Origin of the sequence: Synechococcus sp. NOUM97013 (assembly GCF_014279815.1) — a bacterium.
Lineage (GTDB): Bacteria > Cyanobacteriota > Cyanobacteriia > PCC-6307 > Cyanobiaceae > Synechococcus_C.
Genome location: NZ_CP047941.1, coordinates 2288174 through 2307282 on the forward strand (window position 1 = coordinate 2288174; position 19109 = coordinate 2307282).

Annotated in this window: 19 protein-coding genes; 4 read left to right on the top strand and 15 right to left on the bottom strand. The window is 62.2% G+C overall.

The window, feature by feature from the left end:
* Positions 1-33 precede the first annotated feature (33 nt).
* The gene (locus SynNOUM97013_RS12455; protein ID WP_186480058.1) at positions 34-924 is read left to right on the top strand and encodes an NAD(P)-dependent oxidoreductase; all 891 of its coding nucleotides are present in this window, start codon (positions 34-36) and stop codon (positions 922-924) included.
* A gap of 40 nt (positions 925-964) precedes the next feature.
* Here the strand turns inward: SynNOUM97013_RS12455 and SynNOUM97013_RS12460 are convergent, their stop codons facing one another.
* A complete protein-coding gene (locus SynNOUM97013_RS12460; RefSeq protein WP_186480059.1) occupies positions 965-1732 on the bottom strand; it encodes a hypothetical protein in 768 nt (255 codons plus the stop codon).
* A gap of 54 nt (positions 1733-1786) precedes the next feature.
* On the opposite strand from SynNOUM97013_RS12460, the gene SynNOUM97013_RS12465 reads away from it, so the two are divergent.
* The gene (locus SynNOUM97013_RS12465; protein WP_186480060.1) at positions 1787-2881 is read left to right on the top strand and encodes a glycosyltransferase; all 1095 of its coding nucleotides are present in this window, start codon (positions 1787-1789) and stop codon (positions 2879-2881) included.
* A 9-nt stretch (positions 2882-2890) separates the two neighbouring features.
* Here SynNOUM97013_RS12465 and SynNOUM97013_RS12470 read toward each other — a convergent pair whose 3' ends face one another.
* On the bottom strand, positions 2891-3985 hold the full coding sequence (locus SynNOUM97013_RS12470; RefSeq protein WP_255442798.1) for a histidinol-phosphate transaminase: 1095 nt from the start codon (positions 3983-3985) through the stop codon (positions 2891-2893).
* Between the two features lie 34 nt (positions 3986-4019).
* Between SynNOUM97013_RS12470 and SynNOUM97013_RS12475 the strand changes: the two genes are divergently transcribed.
* Positions 4020-4931 carry a pentapeptide repeat-containing protein gene (locus tag SynNOUM97013_RS12475; RefSeq protein WP_370586428.1) on the top strand — a complete coding sequence of 304 codons (912 nt, stop codon included), beginning with the start codon at positions 4020-4022 and terminating at the stop codon, positions 4929-4931.
* Between the two features lie 12 nt (positions 4932-4943).
* Here the strand turns inward: SynNOUM97013_RS12475 and SynNOUM97013_RS12480 are convergent, their stop codons facing one another.
* The 6 genes from SynNOUM97013_RS12480 to SynNOUM97013_RS12505 all read right to left on the bottom strand — a co-directional run bounded on the left by SynNOUM97013_RS12480 (position 4944) and on the right by SynNOUM97013_RS12505 (position 11630).
* Positions 4944-7115, bottom strand: a complete 2172-nt coding sequence (locus tag SynNOUM97013_RS12480; protein WP_255442799.1) for a type II secretion system protein GspD — start codon at positions 7113-7115, stop codon at positions 4944-4946.
* A gap of 136 nt (positions 7116-7251) precedes the next feature.
* Positions 7252-8046, bottom strand: coding sequence for a hypothetical protein (locus tag SynNOUM97013_RS12485; protein ID WP_186480064.1), 795 nt, complete (start codon positions 8044-8046; stop codon positions 7252-7254).
* A complete protein-coding gene (locus SynNOUM97013_RS12490) occupies positions 8043-8738 on the bottom strand; it encodes a PilN domain-containing protein (protein ID WP_186480065.1) in 696 nt (231 codons plus the stop codon). Before SynNOUM97013_RS12490 ends, SynNOUM97013_RS12485 begins: the two co-directional genes overlap by 4 nt.
* Positions 8735-9622, bottom strand: a complete 888-nt coding sequence (locus SynNOUM97013_RS12495; protein ID WP_255442800.1) for a hypothetical protein — start codon at positions 9620-9622, stop codon at positions 8735-8737. Before SynNOUM97013_RS12495 ends, SynNOUM97013_RS12490 begins: the two co-directional genes overlap by 4 nt.
* A gap of 48 nt (positions 9623-9670) precedes the next feature.
* Positions 9671-10849, bottom strand: a complete 1179-nt coding sequence (locus SynNOUM97013_RS12500) for a quinone-dependent dihydroorotate dehydrogenase (RefSeq protein ID WP_186480066.1) — start codon at positions 10847-10849, stop codon at positions 9671-9673.
* Positions 10842-11630, bottom strand: a complete 789-nt coding sequence (locus SynNOUM97013_RS12505; RefSeq protein ID WP_186480067.1) for a ribonuclease H — start codon at positions 11628-11630, stop codon at positions 10842-10844. Before SynNOUM97013_RS12505 ends, SynNOUM97013_RS12500 begins: the two co-directional genes overlap by 8 nt.
* Before the next feature lie 59 nt (positions 11631-11689).
* On the opposite strand from SynNOUM97013_RS12505, the gene SynNOUM97013_RS12510 reads away from it, so the two are divergent.
* Positions 11690-12391, top strand: coding sequence for a DUF3747 domain-containing protein (locus tag SynNOUM97013_RS12510; RefSeq protein ID WP_186480068.1), 702 nt, complete (start codon positions 11690-11692; stop codon positions 12389-12391).
* Between the two features lie 246 nt (positions 12392-12637).
* On the opposite strand, the gene rplL is transcribed toward SynNOUM97013_RS12510, so the two are convergent.
* The 7 genes from rplL to SynNOUM97013_RS12545 form a co-directional block, all read right to left on the bottom strand.
* Positions 12638-13030, bottom strand: a complete 393-nt coding sequence (gene rplL, locus SynNOUM97013_RS12515) for a 50S ribosomal protein L7/L12 (RefSeq protein WP_186480069.1) — start codon at positions 13028-13030, stop codon at positions 12638-12640.
* Between the two features lie 47 nt (positions 13031-13077).
* A complete protein-coding gene (gene rplJ, locus SynNOUM97013_RS12520) occupies positions 13078-13605 on the bottom strand; it encodes a 50S ribosomal protein L10 (RefSeq protein WP_186480070.1) in 528 nt (175 codons plus the stop codon).
* A 308-nt stretch (positions 13606-13913) separates the two neighbouring features.
* Entirely contained in the window at positions 13914-14621 is a 708-nt protein-coding gene (gene rplA, locus SynNOUM97013_RS12525; RefSeq protein ID WP_186480071.1) for a 50S ribosomal protein L1, read from the bottom strand.
* A gap of 80 nt (positions 14622-14701) precedes the next feature.
* Positions 14702-15127, bottom strand: a complete 426-nt coding sequence (rplK, locus tag SynNOUM97013_RS12530; protein ID WP_186480072.1) for a 50S ribosomal protein L11 — start codon at positions 15125-15127, stop codon at positions 14702-14704.
* A 109-nt stretch (positions 15128-15236) separates the two neighbouring features.
* The gene (gene nusG, locus SynNOUM97013_RS12535; RefSeq protein WP_186480073.1) at positions 15237-15905 is read right to left on the bottom strand and encodes a transcription termination/antitermination protein NusG; all 669 of its coding nucleotides are present in this window, start codon (positions 15903-15905) and stop codon (positions 15237-15239) included.
* Between the two features lie 62 nt (positions 15906-15967).
* Positions 15968-16216, bottom strand: coding sequence for a preprotein translocase subunit SecE (gene secE, locus SynNOUM97013_RS12540; protein WP_186480074.1), 249 nt, complete (start codon positions 16214-16216; stop codon positions 15968-15970).
* Between the two features lie 95 nt (positions 16217-16311).
* Positions 16312-19104 (bottom strand): ATP-dependent Clp protease ATP-binding subunit, encoded by a 2793-nt coding sequence (locus tag SynNOUM97013_RS12545; RefSeq protein ID WP_186480075.1) that lies wholly within the window; start codon positions 19102-19104, stop codon positions 16312-16314.
* Positions 19105-19109: the final 5 nt, after the last annotated feature.

Here is a 19109-nt window from a genome sequence, read left to right on the forward strand (position 1 = left end):
GCCGCCAGGATCGATCGCAGATGGCCTTAACCCATGCTCACCTCAGACCTGACGCCCCCGGCTTCCCTGGCCTGCATCGGCCTGGGGGCTCTGGGGTTACCCATGGCGGCCAACCTGCAGGCCGCCGGCTACGACCTGCGCGTTCACACCCGCAGCCGTACGGCCGAGTCCGATGCATCCCTGGTTGGCGCCACCCCTGCCCGCGCTCCCGCGGCAGCCGTGGTCGGCTGCAAAGCGCTGTTGCTGTGCGTCAGCGACGACGACGCAGTGGAGTCGGTGCTGTGGGGTGAGCAGGGCGCAGGGCCGGCACTGGCCCCCGGAAGCCTGGTGATCGACTGCTCGACCATCAGCCCGGCCACCGCCCGAGCGATGGCTGATCGGCTCGCCGAGCGGGAGGTGCAGTTCATCGATGCCCCGGTGACCGGCGGAACCGAAGGCGCGAAAGCCGGCCGACTGAGCGTGCTCTGCGGCGGCGACATCAGCAATCTGGAGCGAGCCCGACCCGTGCTGGAGGTGATCGGTGGGTCGATCCACCATTTCGGGGCCGTGGGCAGCGGACAGCAGGTGAAGGCCATCAACCAGGTGCTGGTGGCCGGCAGCTATGCGGCAGTGGCGGAAGCGATCGCCTTAGGGCAGCACCTGCAACTGCCGATGCCCGCCGTGATTGAAGCCCTCCGCCATGGGGCCGCAGGCTCCTGGGCCCTTGAGCATCGCTCCACCGCGATGCTCAACGACCACTACCCGCTGGGCTTCAAGTTGGCGCTGCACCACAAGGATCTGAGCATTGCCCTCGAGGCAGCACAGCAGGCTGGCCTGCACTTGCCGATCACCCAAGCCGTGCAGGAACAGGAGCAGGCTTTGATGCAGGCCGGCTTCGGAGACGCCGATGTGTCGGTGCTGCGCCGCAGCCTGCCTGAGGCGTGAGCCAACGCACGCCAACCGTTGCGCCTCAATGCGCCATCACTCAAGGCGTGAGTTGCTGGCGATCGTCGACCACCTGCACCTGTTTGCTCACGGTGATCACGCCATCGGGATGCACGAGCAGGGCGGCCCAGGTTTGAACGCCGGGCTGAAACGGCGCCTGCACCGATTTGAACAGGCCACCTCCACCCAAGGGAGCTAACTGGATGATCGGGCTCTTCTGCGCCAGCACCTGCTCCGCAGTCACCGCCGTGAGCCCCCCGGCCAACAGAGCCTTACCGAGGGGTTCATCGACCACCACATCGACGTCGTAACGCGAGCCGGTCAGCACCGTGTCGGGAATCATCAACGAGATCGGCAGCGGCTTCTTGGCACTGGTCAGCACCGACTGGTCACTCAGCACCTGCTGCCCTGTGATCAGCCCAGCCTTGGTGGAGAGCGCCAGGCGCTGATAAGCACGGAAGGAATAGCTGAGTCCATCCTGTTGACGCGTACCCGTCACCGCCAGCTGCACAGTGGGCCTGCCATCCTCCATCGCCTCGCCAGGACTGACCCGCCAACGGGTTTCTGGGAAGCGGCTGCTGAAACGCCGAAAGCTGTCGAGCAGGGTCGCCGCCTGCTCGGGATCCATCAACGCCGATAACGCTTCGACGTTGTCATCGGCATTGAGAGCCTGCTGCAGTTGCGTGCTGAGCGCTGCCGCATCGGCACTGACCGACCAGGCGGGCTTGCCAAGCAGCAGGGATGCACCGGTGAGCACCGCAGCCTTTGCGATCAAGGACGCCAATGAGGCTCGCGAACGCGGAACCATGGATCAGCCTCTGCAGTCGAACTAAGTTAGGCCGCGCTTCCAAGGTCCGCCGCCATGCCCCGGCTTCTGATCGCCGCCAGTGGCACCGGCGGACACCTGTTTCCCGCCCTGTCCGTGGCCGAAGCCCTCCCCAGCCCCTGGAACGTGCGCTGGCTGGGTGTTCCGGATCGGCTCGAAACCGAGCTGGTGCCTGAGCGCTATGGGCTGGTGACCGTGAAAGCTGGCGGGCTCCAGGGCCGGGGCTTGCGCAAGTTGTTTCAGCTGATTCGGCTGCTGGCGGCCAGCCGCGATGTGCGCCGCCTGATTCGCCGCGAGCACATTGATGCGGTTTTTACCACCGGGGGTTACATCGCTGCGCCCGCAATCCTCGGGGCCCGCTGGTGCGGCGTGCCCGTGGTGTTGCATGAGTCCAATGCCATTCCGGGCCGAGTAACGCGCTTGCTGGGAAGCCACTGCACCCGGGTGGCCGTCGGGTTGGATGCGGCCGTCCCCCGGATTCCAGGCTGCACCGCCGTGGTCACCGGCACCCCGGTGCGGGAAAGCTTCCTGCATCCGCAACCCTTGCCGGATTGGGTGCCAACAGGAGAGGGGCCCCTACTGGTGGTGATGGGCGGCAGCCAGGGGGCTCTGGGCCTCAATCGCATGGTGCGGGTGCTGCTGCCGGAGCTGCTCAGCCAGGGCTGCCGGGTGGTGCATCTCACAGGCAGCAACGATCCGGACGTGAACAGCATCGAGCATCCCGGCCTGGCGGAACGCCCCTTCAGCGACGCGATCCCGGCCTTGCTGCAACACGCGGATCTGGCCATCAGTCGTGCCGGTGCCGGAAGCCTGAGCGAACTGGCAGTAAGCGGAACCCCGACGATTCTGGTGCCCTTCCCCCAGGCCGCCGATCGCCATCAGGATGCCAACGCAGCCTGCGCGGCCGCCCTTGGCGCAGCCGTGATCGTGCATCAACACGACCCCGACCACCCCGCGCTGCGCGACACCTTGCACCGGCTGCTCAAGCCAAGGTTGCGTGACGCCACAGCCGGCGACGATGCCGCACCGGCCGCAAACCCCCTCCCGGCAATGGCTACCGCCATGCAGGCCTTGGCGGTGAAGGATGCCGATCAACAGCTTGCGGATCTGCTGCAAACCCTGGCGGCCTGAAATCAGGCGTCAGCCGAGCTCAACTGCCAACGCCCGCAGAATGCGCCGATTGCCTCGGCGGTTTTGCAGACCGATGCGCAGCCATTGCTCCCCGAGCCCTTCGAAGGATCGGCAGTCGCGCAGTAGCACCCCACGACGGGCAACACGCTCCCGCAACTCCACCAGGGACGCATCACTGCGGATCAAGCAGAAGTTTGTGCTGGAGGGCATCGGGGTGATTCCCGGCAACTGCATCAGCTGGTGCTGGAACCAGGAGCCTTCATCCGCGACCCAGGCTTCCACTCGCCGCGACCAGCGCTTGAGCCCGGGCCGATCAGCGATGACGGCCTGCCCGGCAGCAAGCGCCAGGCCATTCACCGGCCATGGATCGCGCCAACGTTGCCAGCGCTGCAAGCGATCTGCCGCGGCCACGGCGTAACCGAGCCGCAAGCCAGCCACTGCCAACAGCTTGGTGAGGCTGCGGATCACCACCAGATTGGGATGAGTGGCGACCAAGGGCAGCAGCGATTGCTGCTCACCCCCAGGGACCAAGGGAAGGAAAGCTTCATCGCAGATCACCAACGCATAGCGATCCAGCAGACGTTCCAGGGACGACCGGCTCCAGAGCTGCCCCGTGGGGTTATGGGGATTGGTGAGCCAGAGCGTGCCCACACGGCTGTCGGAATCCAGCGGTGTCGGGAAGGCCTCGGGTCCGGATCCCGTCCAGTCGAGACGGAGGGGCAAGGAGCAGACACCTGCGTCCCAGCAGGACAGAGCACGGCGGTAATCGGCAAACCCCGGTTGGGGCAGACCGCTGATCCCATGCGCCGCTGCATCCCGTGCGGCCCAGGTGAACAGCTCTGCTGCTCCATTGCCCGGCAAAACGCAGGCGACATCGACGTCATGCCAATCGGCGATGGCCTGGCGCAACGCAATCTGACTGCGATCCGGATAGTCACGCAGTGCAGTGCCGGCGATCGCGCGCCGCAACGCTGCACGCATCACGCGGGGCGGCTGAAAGGGCACTAACGATGCACTGGCATCCAGCAGCTGATCTGCTCGAAGGCCAAGGCGTCTGGCCTCCTGACTGAGGTTGCCCCCATGCGGTGGAAGGCCGCTGCCCACGATCAATCCACCCGACAGATCTCCATCCTGCCCAGTGACGCTCGACGCAAGCCACCGGGACCGATACAACCCGAAGGATCGCTGCGCTGCTGAGATGCCAGCCCACGATGGGACTCCGCTCCGGATCAACACCATCCGGATCAACACCATGTGGGCATCGCTGATGCTTGGTGGACTGCTCGGTCTTGGAGCAGGGGCCGCTCAAGCCAATGAAGCGCTGCTTCAACTCCTGCAGGAACGAAGCTGTCGCGGATGCCGGCTGGCCGATGTGGACCTCGTCCATGCAGACCTACGCGATGCCGATCTGCGTGAAGCCCGGCTGATGCGTGCCAACCTCAGCCGGGCCCAACTGGACGGCGCTGATCTCAATGGCGCCGATCTCAGCTTCACCAGCCTGCGCGGCGCATCACTGCGCGGAGCGGATCTGAGAGGGAGCCAGCTCTACGGAACGGATCTGCGAGACGCCAATCTCAGCGGTGCTCAGCTCGACCCGGACGCCCTTGAGCAGGCGCATTGGCAAGGAGCCCAGGGAATTGCAGGGGGAAGTCGCAGCCATGCAGCGCTGCATAACGCTGGAGTGGAGGCGTTCTTAGCCGGAAACTGGACATCGGCAGAAACGCTATTTAGCGATGCCATCCGCAGCCAACCGCAAGAACCCCTGAGCTGGGTGGCCCGTGGCATCAGCCGCAGCGAACAGGCCAAAGACGACCTGGCGGCAGCCGATTTCAACTACGCCGCTTCGCTGTATCAGCAACAAGGGAGCTCAGCCTGGGCTGATCAGCTCAAGGCAGCAGCTGATGCCATCAGCCAGCGCCGATTCGAAGAGAACGCAACGGAGGAAGGAAGCGGTATCGGCAGTCAACTGCTGGGCGGCGCCATTTCAGGGCTGCGCATGATCGCGCCGCTGGCCGCCAAAGCATTCATGCCATTCGGATTGGGGCTCTAAAAGAAGCTCCAATCAGTAGCCACTCATCACCTGTCGAGCCGCTGGAAGATTTGGACGATATCCATAACCAAAGCTCCCACCTTGAACATCATCGATAATTCGAGGCGTAACTAAGACGACCAACTCCCTTTTTGATCTACTTCCAGCGCTCTGCCTGAAGAACTGGCCAATGAGCGGGATATCACCCAAAATCGGCCACTTTCTGACAACTTGAGCATCGTTTTCTGAGATCACACCCGTAAGAATCAACGTCTGACCGTCTCTAACCCTTAACGAGCCTGTATCAAGACGTCGGAGACTGAGGATGCTGACAGGGCCACAACCCTCAATTACCTGCGTACGCGTCACCGCAGCAATCGATGGAGAAAGAGCAAAACTAACGAATCCATTATCATCAATCTTCGAAACTCTTGCGCCGAATGTCAGCCCTGCTGTTTGAAATTCAGGCTGGCAAGAATTAGGAGCTCCATTTTGACCCGCACGCACAGTGTAATCAACAATTTCCTGAGTACCAACAGTCACAAAAGACTCATTGGCCCTATCTCGTCCAATCGTTCCGCTTGACAAAGCCCGATCAGCATCCGAAACGCTGTCAGACGAACCGCCCTGCAGCTCTACTGGTGACTCGGAAAGAATGAGCGTTGGAGACGCCAGTGTCTTTGTACTGTTCGACTCAATCTTGGCCCTCAAAAAATCCAGAAATTCATTCTCAGGGAAATAATCACCTGGGTTAATTCTTGCAGGAGCGACAGGAGGCAAAACTTCCTGAGCAACAGCAGCATTCTCACCAGTCGCCGTGATTGTTTGAGGCTTTCCACTTTCAGCCTCCCCCGCGATCACATCAAAATTACCTTCATTTGGAGGCAGCAAAGAACCCGACACACCGATGAGCTCCCCACGATCACTAACAATAAAGTTATTGCCACTCCTAAAAGCAAAACTATTGGCGATAGAAGAGTCATTATCGAGCGCGATATCCAAAATCTTCACCGAAAGAGCCACTTGCCTCTGACGGAGATCCACTTGACGCAAATAACCCTCCGCAATTCTGACCAATCCAGAATCACCCACAAGAGTAATTGCTTGCAACCTGGAATCTGTAGTAATCACAAGCCCCCGCAAGGGACCAACCGAAGCGCCGAAAGATTCAGCAGTAGTAATCGTTGAACTTTCCTGCGATGTTCGATTACTAATCTCAGCGGTGCCTTGCGAAGCGGGATCCCCAGAAGTCACTCGGATCGTATTCGTAAAATTAACAGTAGCACCAAGATTCCCAAGATACTCAGCAGCTGCTTTTGCGCTGACTTGGTTGAGTCGAATGACCTTCGAAAACTGAGGCCCAAACGTTTTGGAAGCTGCAGCAGGGCCCACCAACAATGTGCGTCCATCAAGCTTGCCCTGCAGCCCCGAAGCCAGCAGAACACCATTCAGCGCACGCGCGTAGCTTTCATCTCGAAAAGCCATCGACACCAAAGCGTCCTGATCGTTTGGGCCTGAATCCGCAGAACTCGCAGTCGGATCCGCCACAAACACAAAGCCATACCCCCCCAAACGCGCCAATGCCATCAGGGCATCCTTCGCAGGCGCGTTATTAAGTGTGAGTGTCACGGGGGGGCCACTGACATTCACAAAGCTGCGGTTCTGCAACACCATCGAACCGACCGCCATATCGCCCAGGGGCGGCGCGACAGCTCTGGGGCGCAGCTGTGGGGCGTAGCGGCTTTGGGGAACGGCCCCAGGCGTTGCAAGATCGAGCTGTCCGACCTGACGCGACGAAGCAACGCGCAAGCCAGAAAACTGAAGGATCAAAGAGTTCCCGGCAGCGCTCACAACAGGAGCTTGAAGAAGCTGACCACCTTCGGCAGTGACACGCAGGTTGAATTGATCACCAGAACCACTGAGGGCGACTCGCTCCAGACCTGCCTGGGGATCTGACAACTGTTGAAGACCTTCTCGAAGCCCCCTTGGGCCCTGGGTCTGCAAACGCCCTTCCCAGACCTGGCCATTGAGACGCTGCTGCAGCACCGGCTGCGCACCCACGCCATCGATCACCACCTCCACAGCATCCTGCGTGCGACGGATCTGCAGGGACAGCATTCCTTGGGCCATCGCGACTGCGGAGCCGCCCTGGGTTATGCCGTGCAGCAGACCCAAATCACCAGCACTAAGGCCGGCCACCAGCATCAATGCGCTCAGCCGGGAAAGGTTGCAAGACATACCCGGGGCTGAAACGCCACGCAACTTGGCGGATGGTATCGATCGCGATCGTGGAGAGCCAGCCCTGGCGGCAGAGCTGACATCCAACCGTCAGAAGGAAGTGTCAGGAAGGCTCTTGCGCTTGAGCCTCCGCGTCGGCCCCTGACACAGAGCCATCCGACCCAGCAGCCTCATCAGAACCAACCGCTCCGTCAGAGTCAGCAGCCTTGTCGAAGAAATTCAGGGTGAGCTTCAAGCGCGTGCGCGGTGGGCTGATGGGCCCGGTCTGCTCATCATCGGCAGGCTCCTGTTGTTCCAACGCCGTGAGCTCCAGATCAACGGGCTGCACCAGCAGCTCCAGTTGTTCCATGCGCCTCAGGAACTGCAGCAAGCCCACATAGGGCCCATCCACCTGCAACAGCACCGAACTTTTGTCATAGCCACGCGCCTGCAGTGCTCCCGCAGCCCCTCTAGGACCAGAATCACTCTGCGCATCAGCCCCCGACGGAGACTGGGCGCCTGAGCTCTCGGACTCAGCTATCGGCACAGGCACTGGTTCATAGAGCTTGATCACCACTCCGGTTGCTGCAGCTTCACGACTGAGTTGGGCCAGGAAGGTCTCCATAGAGCCGCGGCCAGCGACCAGATCCACCAGCACGGCCTGCTGCAGTTCCAGCTCGGCGAGGCTCGCATCAGTTGACTCGAGCTGCCCCGCCAGCAAGGGCAGCGAGTTCCCCTTGTTCTCGAGTTCCACAAGGCGCTGCTTCTGCGCCTGAATGCGGCCCAGCATCGGCAGACCCATCAGCACAAAGACCCCACCCGCAAGTGCGCAACCGATCAAGACTGGCGCCAGCAGCAGCACGCGCTCCCGGGTGATCTGAGCTCGCCAGGCCGGCCGATCAGGACTGAGGTTGGTCATGGCGCCACTCCCTGGCGTTCCAGCAGGCGATAGCGCTGAACCAAGCCCGAGGCCCCCAACTGCTGCAGTTGCTGGATCGAAGGGCTGCGTTGCGCATCCAGAGCCCAGTCGAGACTGAAGCTGACCGACGGCTGTTCGTCATCCCGGGTCACTTTCACCACATCTACCCCTCCAGGGCGAGAGATCGGCAAAGCCCCAAGAGTGAGCACCAGAGCATTGATCCGCTCCAGCGGTCCCGGAGCGCCGCCGGCGGCAACCGTTCCTGAAACTTGAATGCGAGCCCCCTGAACGGACACATCCTCGAGCTGGATGCCCTCCGGTGTGACCCGGCGCAGTTGCTCCAGCAGAGGCGACCCGGAAGGAACAGCCACCAAGGTCTCGGCAATCTTGAGGTTGTCTTTGCGAAGCGCATCCGCGCGACGCCGGCCCGCGCTGAGACGCGCCTCCAGCGCTTGCAGCTGCTGCTCCACAGGCTCCAGGGCCTGCAACTGCCGCTTCTGGCGTGATTCAGTCCAATGGAGCAACACAAGCGAAGCCAGCGCAATCAGCAGCCCTGCCGCGCCCACCAGCGAGCCGCGCAGCAGCAGGAAACGGCTGGAACGCCATGGCGGAAGCTCAGCGGGCAAACCCAGCTCCCGGCGACGCTCCCGCAACAGATTGGGCAGGAACTGCTGCTCAGGATTGGCGCTCATACCACCACCTCCCGGGGGGCGATCAACGCCAGATCCAGCAGCGTCATCTCGGCATCGGAGTGCAGGACACCCAGCTGAGGGTCGTGCTCAGGAGCCCACTGCCCCTGCCATTGGGGGGACGCGCTCACCCACCACCCCATCCGCTCCTGCGGCTGGCGCCAGGCCTGGACCAGCTCCAGGACCTCCCGCCGCAGCTCTGGGAGTTCGACAGCTTCGAGCGCGAGATCCACATCCGGACAGCCCCCATCCAGCAACAACAGCCGCCAGCGACCGGCGTGTTCCACCAGCCAGACCAGTCGCTCTTCGCGATCCCCCCAGGCGCTGGACAGACCCCGGAACGCCGCTGACAGCAACCATTCCGCACGACGCACGGACAGATCAGCGGCGGCCAGGGTCTCGATCCACGACTGCAGCAACAGACGATCCGTGCCCATCACAAGCGTTCGGTCGTCGTGGGCCAACGGCAGCAGATCGAGATAGCTCTCCTGCAGCGTCAGCGACCAGCCGAGATCAGGCTGCAACGCCCTCAGAGCGTCCAGATCCCAGGCCTGGCCAGGCTCCGCCACCTGAACCACCCGCCACTGACAGCTGGGGAGCGGCAACAACAACTCCACGCTGACTCTGGCCGGGATCTGCCCTCGTTCCAGCAGCAGATCCGCAATCGTTTCCCCTAACGCCTGGCGGTCGAGGGGTTGCCCCATGCGGCAGAGATCCGGAGGCAAGGCCAGCGAAGCGATCTGCCGCTCCCCCTGTGAGGACAAGGCGAGGTGCAGGCTGTCATCCTCCGGAGCCAGCACCACATGGCTGGGCTCCAGCAACCCCTGCAGCTGCACCATCCAGCCATCGAGGGCGGGGAAACGATCACGCAGGTCAGCCAGCACCACGATGCAACTCCGAGCCGGTGAACCCGTGACTTGATCGCAGCGTATCGATTACTGCCAGGGCGCGCCGCTACCCACCGCCTCACGAATGTTGCGGAAGCCATGGCGATCCAACTGCTCCAGCAAACCTTCCAGCACCCGCGGCACCAAATCCGGGCCTTCAAAGATCCAGCCGGTGTAGAGCTGTACCAGAGATGCACCCGCAGCGATCCGCTCCCAGGCGGCCTCCGGCGTGCTGATTCCACCGACACCCACCAGGGGCAAGGCAGGCCCGGCAGTAGCACGCAGGCGCCGCAACACCTCGAGGGCCCGTTGCCGGAGTGGATCACCACTGAGACCACCCGCCTCTTCGCGCAGGGTTCGCCCGGTCTGGCTGATCACCCGACGCTCCAGCCCAAGGCGATCAAGGCTGGTATTCACGGCGATCACGCCGGCCAAGCCTTCCTCATAGGCCAAGCGCGCGATGCCATCGATCGCGTCATCTTCCAGATCCGGCGCGATTTTCACCAACAGCGGAGGGCAGCCCGGCAGCCGGCGCAACCGTTCCACCAAGCGGCGTAGCTGGGTGGCGTCCTGCAGATCCCGAAGCCCCGGGGTGTTCGGTGAACTGACATTGATCACCGCATAGTCGGCCAGGGGAGCCAGCAGCTCCAGCGATGAGGCGTAGTCATCGGGCGCCAGCTCCAGCGGCGTGACTTTGGATTTGCCCAGATTGATGCCGAGCACCGCTGGCCGCTGGCCGCGCGGCGGCAGCGCCTGACGCTCCAACGTGCGAAGCATCACTTCCGCACCGTTGTTGTTGAAGCCCATCCGGTTGAGCGCCGCCCGCTCATCGGCCAGGCGGAATAGCCGCGGCCGCGGATTGCCGGGCTGGGCATGCCAGGTGACGGTGCCCACCTCAGCAAAGCCAAATCCGAAACGATCCCAGACCCCCGCTGCAACACCGTTCTTGTCAAATCCGGCGGCCAAACCGACGGGATTGCTGAAGCGACAACCGAACAGCACCTGCTCAAGACGCAGATCACGGCGTTGGAGCTCCGCACCAACACCATCCAAGACACCCGACAGCCCAGGCCACTGCCGGCGAAGACTGAGCTGAGCGAGGGCCTGCAGCGCTGCACGGCTGAGCTGCTCGGCATCCACACCTTCATCCTTGGCCAGCACGGGACCAAGCCAGCGCCGATAAAAACCTGCGGTGCTCATGACCGCGGAGGCTGACGGCTCAGCCATCGGCATTCCTCGACTGTGTTGATCCTGCCTCGGCACGGCGCAACCGCCAGCGATCGCCATCCGTTGGCTCCACCAGCCAGTCGCGCCAGCGCCAGATGTCCTGACGCTCCGCCAGACGCGTAAGTGGTTGCTCCACCAGCTGGGCCAGCTCCACGGCCGACAGGGCAAAGCCACCCTCCGCAAGACGATCGGCCAATTCCAGACGCGTCAGCAACTGCTGCAACGCTGCTGGAGCCGGCGCATCGGCAGGGGGCAGATCAACAGAAGGCCGATCAACAGCCTTGGTTGGCCTGGATCGACTCCCCTGCTTCAGGCGCGGCGCGGTGCCCTTGGAGTAGGCGACGGCGATCTGATCCACACGATCGTTATCGGGATCACCGCTATGGCCTTTCACGTAACGCAGCGGCACGTCTGCGAGGCGCGCCTGATCGAGAGCCTGCCAGAGATCCTGGTTGAGCACCGGTTTGCCAGCGGCCGTTTTCCATCCCTTGCGCTTCCACCCAGCCATCCAGGAACCGAGGCCATCAATCAGATATTTGCTGTCGGTGCGCAGCACCAGATCGGGGTGACGGGGAAGCTCCGCCAATCGCTCCAACATCGCCAGGGCCGCCTGGAGCTCCATGCGGTTGTTGGTCGTGGCCGAGTCGGCGCCGCCGAACTCTTCCACACTGCCGTCTTCAAAGCGAATCAAGGCGCCCCAGCCTCCTGGACCTGGGTTGCCGCTGCATGCTCCGTCGGTGGCGGCAGCCACGACACGACCTCTGCCATCGGCCTTAGCCATTGATCACGCCACCCCTTCTCGGTACAACTCGGTTCTTCGACACCCAGGAGGTCTGGGCCATGGGCCGAACCTACTTCCGCAGAGCTGCGCTGGGTGCTGCGGCGCTGGGATTGACGGTGGCGGCCGGCAGCCTCCCCGGCTGGACACGTGCCCTCTTCGACAGCCGCCCTCTTCAACAGGAACGCTTCGCGATCTTGGCCCAACCGGTGGGCCAGGATCGCTGGAAACTGCTGGTGCTGGAGCAGATCAAGGCGCGCCCTCTCTGCTGGGAGGAGCGCCGCGATGGCTTGATGAATCCTTCGCTGAATACTTTCGATTTCACCGGAATCTGCAGCCGGTATCTCGACAGCAATGGCTACTCGCTGCGCACGTCAGGAGCGGACGCCGATCGACGTTTCCGCCTGCGCCTCAACCAAAGCCGCAATGGCCTCAGCCTCCAGGCCATGGATCCCGACCGAGGCAGTGCCATCACCGTGGCCCGGGCCAGCAATGTTCGACGCGACAAAAATGCCTTTGTGAAGCTGACACTGGAGCCCGGCTGGTCGCTTGAGCGTCGGGTGTACCAAGGGCGGACTCTCAGTCACGTCTACTTCGCCAATGCCCAGCCGATCCAGACGTTGATAGCCGCCAATCAGGCCTCAGGACGCCGGGCGACAGGCTTCACCGCCAGTCTTCCTCCAATGCCGTCGCGACCTTCACAATCCAACCTGGGAATGCAACGGGGGCCCATCCGCCTGCAGGTCATTCCCTATCGGCCCTAACCAGGGACAGTTGAAAATTCGCCCAGCTTCAGACACAACCCTGGGTGGCGTTTTTTATTTTGTGGATGTGTGAGGAGTGCTGAGCGCCTCTCCAGGGTCGAAACAAGGACAGACTCCTGAAAAGCGCTTCATCTCAAAAGCTCCGCCTTCGGCGGAGCTTTTTTATGCGTCACAAAAAAAGCCGACCCGAAGGTCGGCCGAGTGAATGGACAGTGGACAGCAGACGATGCTGCTGTCCTGACGCGATCACTTGAGGGTGACCTTGCCGCCTGCCTCTTCGATGGCCTTTTTGAGGGCCTCGGCGTCGTCCTTGGACGCACCTTCTTTGATGGTCTTGGGTGCAGCCTCGACCATGGCCTTGGCATCGCCCAGGCCCAGACCGGTGGCTTCGCGCACGGCTTTGAGGACCTTGATCTTGGCGGAAGCTTCGAAGCTTTCCAGCACAACATCAAATTCGGTCTTCTCTTCAGCGGCTTCACCACCACCGGCACCAGCAGCGCCAGGAGCAGCCATCACCACACCAGCGGAAGCGGCAGCAGACACACCGAAGGCCTCTTCGATCTGCTTAACAAGCTCGGAAGCTTCAAGCAGAGAAAGAGACTTCAGCGATTCGAGAATTTCGTCGGTTTTTGCAGACATGGTTGGGAATCAGCAACAGATCAGATAGACAGTCAGGTCGAAGACGTTCAGCTTTCGCCGGATTCGGCGTGCTGTTTGAGCGCCCGAGCAAGACCGGAGGGAACCTCGTTGATGCCCACAGCCACCTTGGTGGCGACGGCATTGATGGAACCGGCGATCTGGGCCATGAGCACTTCCTTGGTGGGAAGGTCACCGATGGCTTTGATCTCGTCCTGAGACAGGAGCTTGCCTTCAAAGAGGCCGCCCTTGGTTTCGGACTTCTTGGTTTCCTTCTGGAAGGCCTGAACAGCCTTCACGGCGCCGCCGACATCGCCCTTAACCAGGACGAAGGCGTTGGTTCCGCTCAGAAGAGAATCGAGGTTGGACCAAGCACTGTCACCATCGATGGCACGACGCATCAAGGTGTTTTTGGTCACCTTGCAAACGCCGTTGCTGGACTGCAGACGTGTCCGCAGATCAGACATTTCCTTGATGGAAAGACCCTGGTAATCCAGGACCAGTGCCATTTCGGCCTCACCGAGGAGCTGCTTGAGCTCTTCGACGATCTGTTGCTTGCTCTCCAGAGTGCGGCCCATAGGAATTGGATCGGATCGGGGGAACAAGCTGGACACACGGCCGATCAGCGCTCCCGAAGGAGACGAGGCCGCGTGTCGATCCAATCCCATGAGGGAGAAAAATCGTCGCGTCTGCCTCGGCAGGATTTATGACTCGAATCAATTCAAGGAATTGATCAAGACAACCCGCTGTCTCAGGCCGGGCGCGTGCCCGTTGTCTGGCTTTCGCCAGCTCTTGAACATACAACAAAGCCCCCACCGAAGTGAGGGCCTTGAAGTGTGATGCACCGTGATGTGACTCACAGTGCATGACGGATGGCGAACTTGAATCAGCCGTCCTGATTGATGTCCTGCAGAGCAGCGAAATCAACCTCGACCGAAGGGCCCATGGTGGAGGTCACGTACAGGCTCTTCCAGTAACGACCTTTGGCACCACTGGGCTTGTTGCGATCGATCGTTTCTTGAAGGGTCTTCAGATTGTCGAGCAACTTGGCAGCGTCGAAGCTGGCCTTGCCGAAACGCACGTGGACGATGCCGGTGCGGTCCGCACGGAATTCCAGTTTTCCGGCCTTGAATTCGTTGATGGCGGAAGCCAGATCGGTGGTGACGGTGCCGGCCTTGGGATTCGGCATCAGACCACGAGGACCAAGCACCCGGCCCAGCTTGGCCACCTTGGGCATCATGTCCGGGGTGGCGATCAGCAGGTCGAAATTCATTTCGCCTTTGCTGATGGCCTCAACCAGATCTTCATCGCCGGCGAGCTCGGCACCAGCGGCTTTGGCCTCAGCCACTTTTTCACCGCGGGTGACCACAGCGATGCGAACGGTCTGACCGGTGCCATGGGGCAGCGCCACAGTCGTGCGCAGCTGCTGGTCGGTGTATTTGGGGTCGATCCCCAGGCGCACGTGCGCCTCCATGGTTTCGTCGAACTTGGCGTTGGCGTTGTCCTTCACCAGCTGAATGGCTTCGAGCGGCTCATAGGCGCGCTCTTCAACCTTGGTGACGAGGCTGGCCAGGCGTTTTGAAAGTTTTGGCATGGCTTGGATGGGGTTCAGGCGACCGCGAGGTCTCCCCCGAAAAGGAATCAGAAGTGGAATGAGAGCTGGCGCACGTGGCGTCAGTCGCTGATGGCGACGCCCATGTTGCGGGCGGTGCCTTCGATGATGCGCATGGCCGACTCAACGCTGGTGCAGTTGAGATCGGGCAGCTTGGTCTTGGCGATCTCCTCGAGTTGGGAGCGGTTGATGGAGCCGACGCTTCCCTTGGCGGACTCACCGGAACCCTTAGCGATACCGGCTGCCTTGGTGATCAGCACCGACGCGGGAGGCGTCTTGGTGATGAAGGTGAAGCTGCGGTCTTCGAAGACCGAGATCTCCACCGGGATCACGAACCCGGCCTTGTCCTGGGTGCGAGCGTTGTACTCCTTGCAGAACGCCATGATGTTGACCCCGTGCTGACCGAGGGCAGGGCCCACGGGCGGTGCAGGGTTGGCTTTGCCGGCCTGAAGGGCCAGCTTGATCACAGCTACGACTTTCTTGGCCATCGGCGGACGGAGTTGAACATCTGCGGATCACCTGACCCTCGGGGCAGGTGCGGCGGGATGGAAACCATCCCAAAGGCCGCCCTCCGCAGGGAGACGGCCGCCGCCAGCACTAGTTCTGCTTGCTCACCTGCGAAAACTCGAGTTCGACTGGGGTCTCACGGCCAAAGATCGACAGCAATGCCTTGAGCTTGCTGCGCTCACCCGACACCTCGATCACTTCACCCTGGAAGTCCTTGAAGGGTCCGGCCGTCACAAGGATCTGATCGCCCTCAGTGAGATCCACCTTGACGACAGTCTTCTTCTCGGCGGCGCGCTTGAAGATGCGGTCAACTTCCTGGCGGCTGAGCGGACGGGGTTTGATGTGGCCCCGAGCTTTACCCGTGGCGCGGCGATCCTCCGCACCGACGAAGTTGATGACGTTCGGCGTGCTGCGCACCGCCATCATCGTGTCCTCATCGAGCACCATGCGCACCAGCACATAGCCAGGAAACACCTTCTCTTCCGTGGATTGGCGGCTGCCGTCCTTCTTGACCTTGACGGCGGGCGTCTCTGGAATCTCGATCTCCAGGATGCGATTGCTCACACCCAGGGTCACGGCCCGCTGCTCCAACGTGGCCTTCACCTTCTTTTCGCAACTGGATGCCACCTGGATGGCATACCAACGGGCGACACCGGTGCGCACTGCAGGCGTCTCAAGCGTGCCTTCCTCGCCGTCGTTCGGCGCAGGCAGATCCAGCACCTCGCTGGTCTCCGGCTGGCTTTGATCGAGATCAGACACAGGTCAGGACAGAAAAAAGGGACGAACGAAGCAGGTCGTAGCGATGGCAGACGGAAACGCTGTCAACGGAAGACCTGAGATGCTGCCCAGCCGTAGAAACGGCTGAGAGCTGCGATGGCGGCAGCGGAGAGGCTGACCATCAGGATCACCGCAATCGATTCACTGAACAGCTGCTGCCGGCTGGGCCAAACGACAAGTTTCAATTCCTCGAAGGTGGCCTGCAGGAATCCACCCTTTTTCCCAGGCTGTTCAGGGCCGGATGAAGGCGGCGGCGTCGCTGCTGCGGTGTCCTCGGAAGTAGGGCTGGTCACGGATGACGGATCACAAACTCGTCTGGGCCGGTGCTGACGCCGGCTCAGATGGCACGTGACAGCAAACAACAATCGTACCGGACGCCTTCAGAGGGTCATTCCGGCTCAAAGCGGAACGGCTCAGACGGATCGCTACCGGCCAAGACCCGCACCGCTTGCGCACCGCTGAAGCGTTCCTCCAGCAGCTCGGTGGCCAGCGGGTTTTCCAAACGGCGACGCAACACCCGGCGCAATGGCCTGGCGCCGTACTCCGGCTCATGTCCCTGGGTGACCAGCGCCTCGATCACACTGTCATCAACACGCAGTTCCAACCCCTGCTCGCAAAGCAACTTGGCGAGATCGGCCAACTGCAGACGCACGATCCGGCTCAGATCCTGCAGCCCCAACGGCTTGAAGCGGATCACTTCATCGATCCGGTTGAGGAATTCCGGCCGGAAATGCCGTCCCAGGGCCTCATCCACAGCGGTCTCGAGGGCCGAGTCGTCGACCTGAGCCTCACCCGACTGCGCCTGACGGGCTGAATCAAGAATGGCGCGGCTGGCCAGATTGCTGGTCATGACCACGACGGTGTGACGGAAATCGACGGTGCGCCCCTGCGAGTCACTGAGACGCCCGTCATCGAGCACTTGCAGCAGCACATTGAACACATCGGGGTGGGCTTTCTCCACCTCATCCAGCAGCAGCAAGGCGTAAGGCCGGCGACGGACCGCTTCGGTGAGCTGACCGCCTTCCTCGTATCCCACGTATCCCGGAGGTGCTCCAAGCAGGCGCGCCACCGCATTGCGCTCCATGAACTCGCTCATGTCGAGACGCACCATCGCCTCGTCTTCATCGAACAACTGGTCTGCGAGAGCTTTGGCCAACTCCGTTTTGCCAACGCCGGTGGGGCCCAGAAACAGGAACGACCCCACAGGCCGGCGGGGATCTTTCATGCCGGCACGAGCACGACGGATGGCCGCTGCCACTGCCTGCACCGCATCCAGCTGACCGATCACCCGATCACCGAGCCGCTGATCCAGTTCCAGCAGTTTCTGCCGCTCTCCGGCGAGCAGTCGTTGAATCGGAATTCCGGTCCAGCGAGCGACCACATCGGCGATGTCTTCCGCTTCCACCTGCTCACGCAGTAAGGACGTGCCTTTGGCCTGATCCTGCGCGAGGGCCTCCTCAAGATCACTGCGTCGCTGTTGGAGACGGTGCAACTGGTCGTATTGCAGGCGGGCCGCTTCCTCCAGATCGCCCTGACGCTCCGCCTCGGCGATGGCATGGCGCAGGTCTTCGTCCTCCTGGAGAAGTTGACGCAACTCCTGCAGCTGTTCCCGCTCAGCCTGCCAGCGCTCACGCAGCTGCGTGAGTTGGGCCGAGGCTTCGAGTCGCTGCCGCTGCAGCTGCACCCGTTCCGCTTCCGGGGCCTGCTCAGCTGCAAGCACCGCCATCTCCACCCGGCGCAGATCCATCTCAGCGTCCTCCACCACTTGCGGTTTGGAGGTCACGTCCATCTTGAGCTGCGCCGCCGCCTCATCAATCAGATCAATGGCCTTGTCAGGCAGGCAGCGATCGCTGATGTAGCGATCCGCCAGGCGAGCCGCAGCCGTCACCGCAGCGTCCGTGATCGTCACGCCGTGATGCAGCTCATAGCGCTCCTTCACGCCGCGCAGGATCTCCACACTGAGATCGATGGAGGGCTCTGTGATCGGCACCTGCTGAAAACGTCGGTTCAGAGCGGGGTCCTTTTCAACGGTGCGGCGGTAGTCCTCAGGGGTGGTGGCCGCAATGCAGCGCAAGTCACCTTGGGCCAGCGCCGGCTTCAGCAGACTGCCGGCATCGGCACTGGAGCGGTCGCTGTTCACCACGGTGTGCAGCTCATCGATGAACAGCACCACACCCGCTTCCGGATCGCTCACCTCCTGCAACACCTCGCGCAGGCGTTCCTCGAACTGACCGCGGAACTTGGCACCAGCGATCAACGCACCAGCATCGAGAGCCACCAGCCGCAAACCCTGCAGTGATTCCGGCACCTCGCCGGCAACAATCCGTTGGGCCAACAGTTCAGCAATTGCAGTTTTGCCCACCCCTGGAGCGCCGATCAGCACCGGATTGTTTTTGCCACGACGGGACAACACCTTGATCAGGCTGCGGATTTCGGCATCGCGACCGACCACGGGGTCCAGCCGTCCCGCTGCCGCTGCGGCGGTGAGGTCCCGGCCATAGCGATCCAATGCCGTTGGTTCCGGCTCAGGAACGGGCTCAAGCTCCAAGTCATCGGTTGGCGCGAAGCGTTCGCTCCCCCCTGGAGCCGAATCAAAGGTGGCGGAGACCGGAGGTGGCTCCTCGGCTGGGGGCGGCATCGAGGAAGACAACGAGACGGGCGCCGCAGTGCGTGCCACAGACTCAGGCTCAGGGACACGCGGTGCGGCTGGCGGCGTCGGGCGACGCAGCTCAGCCTCAAGCCGATCGGCGGGCAAGCCAAAACGCGCGAAAAGGTCCGCCCCAATGCGCGGATCGCGTCCGATAGCGATCAGGAGATGCGACAACGCAATCAAGCGCGACCCCCAAAGGCCGCGAACCCGGTCAGCCTCTTCAAGAAGGGTTTCCAGGTCTTCACCGACGAACAGCTCATCGGCGCGCGCCATCGGTTGTTGAGCCAGAAACCCCTCGAGTTGATCGAGCAGCTGATCGCGTGGCAAGGCCAGGGGATCGACCTCCGCCTGAAAGCGTGGATCGGTGAACAGCGCCTGAATGAGGTGCTCCACATCCAGGTCGCCATGACGCCACCGACGGGCGCAGTCCTGAGCGCAGAGCAGAAGCTCCCATGCGTCATCACTGAAGCGATCGGGCTCCACCGTGAGACTGGCAGGAGGCTGGGGCATCACACCGAAATCAGACGTCATCGCAG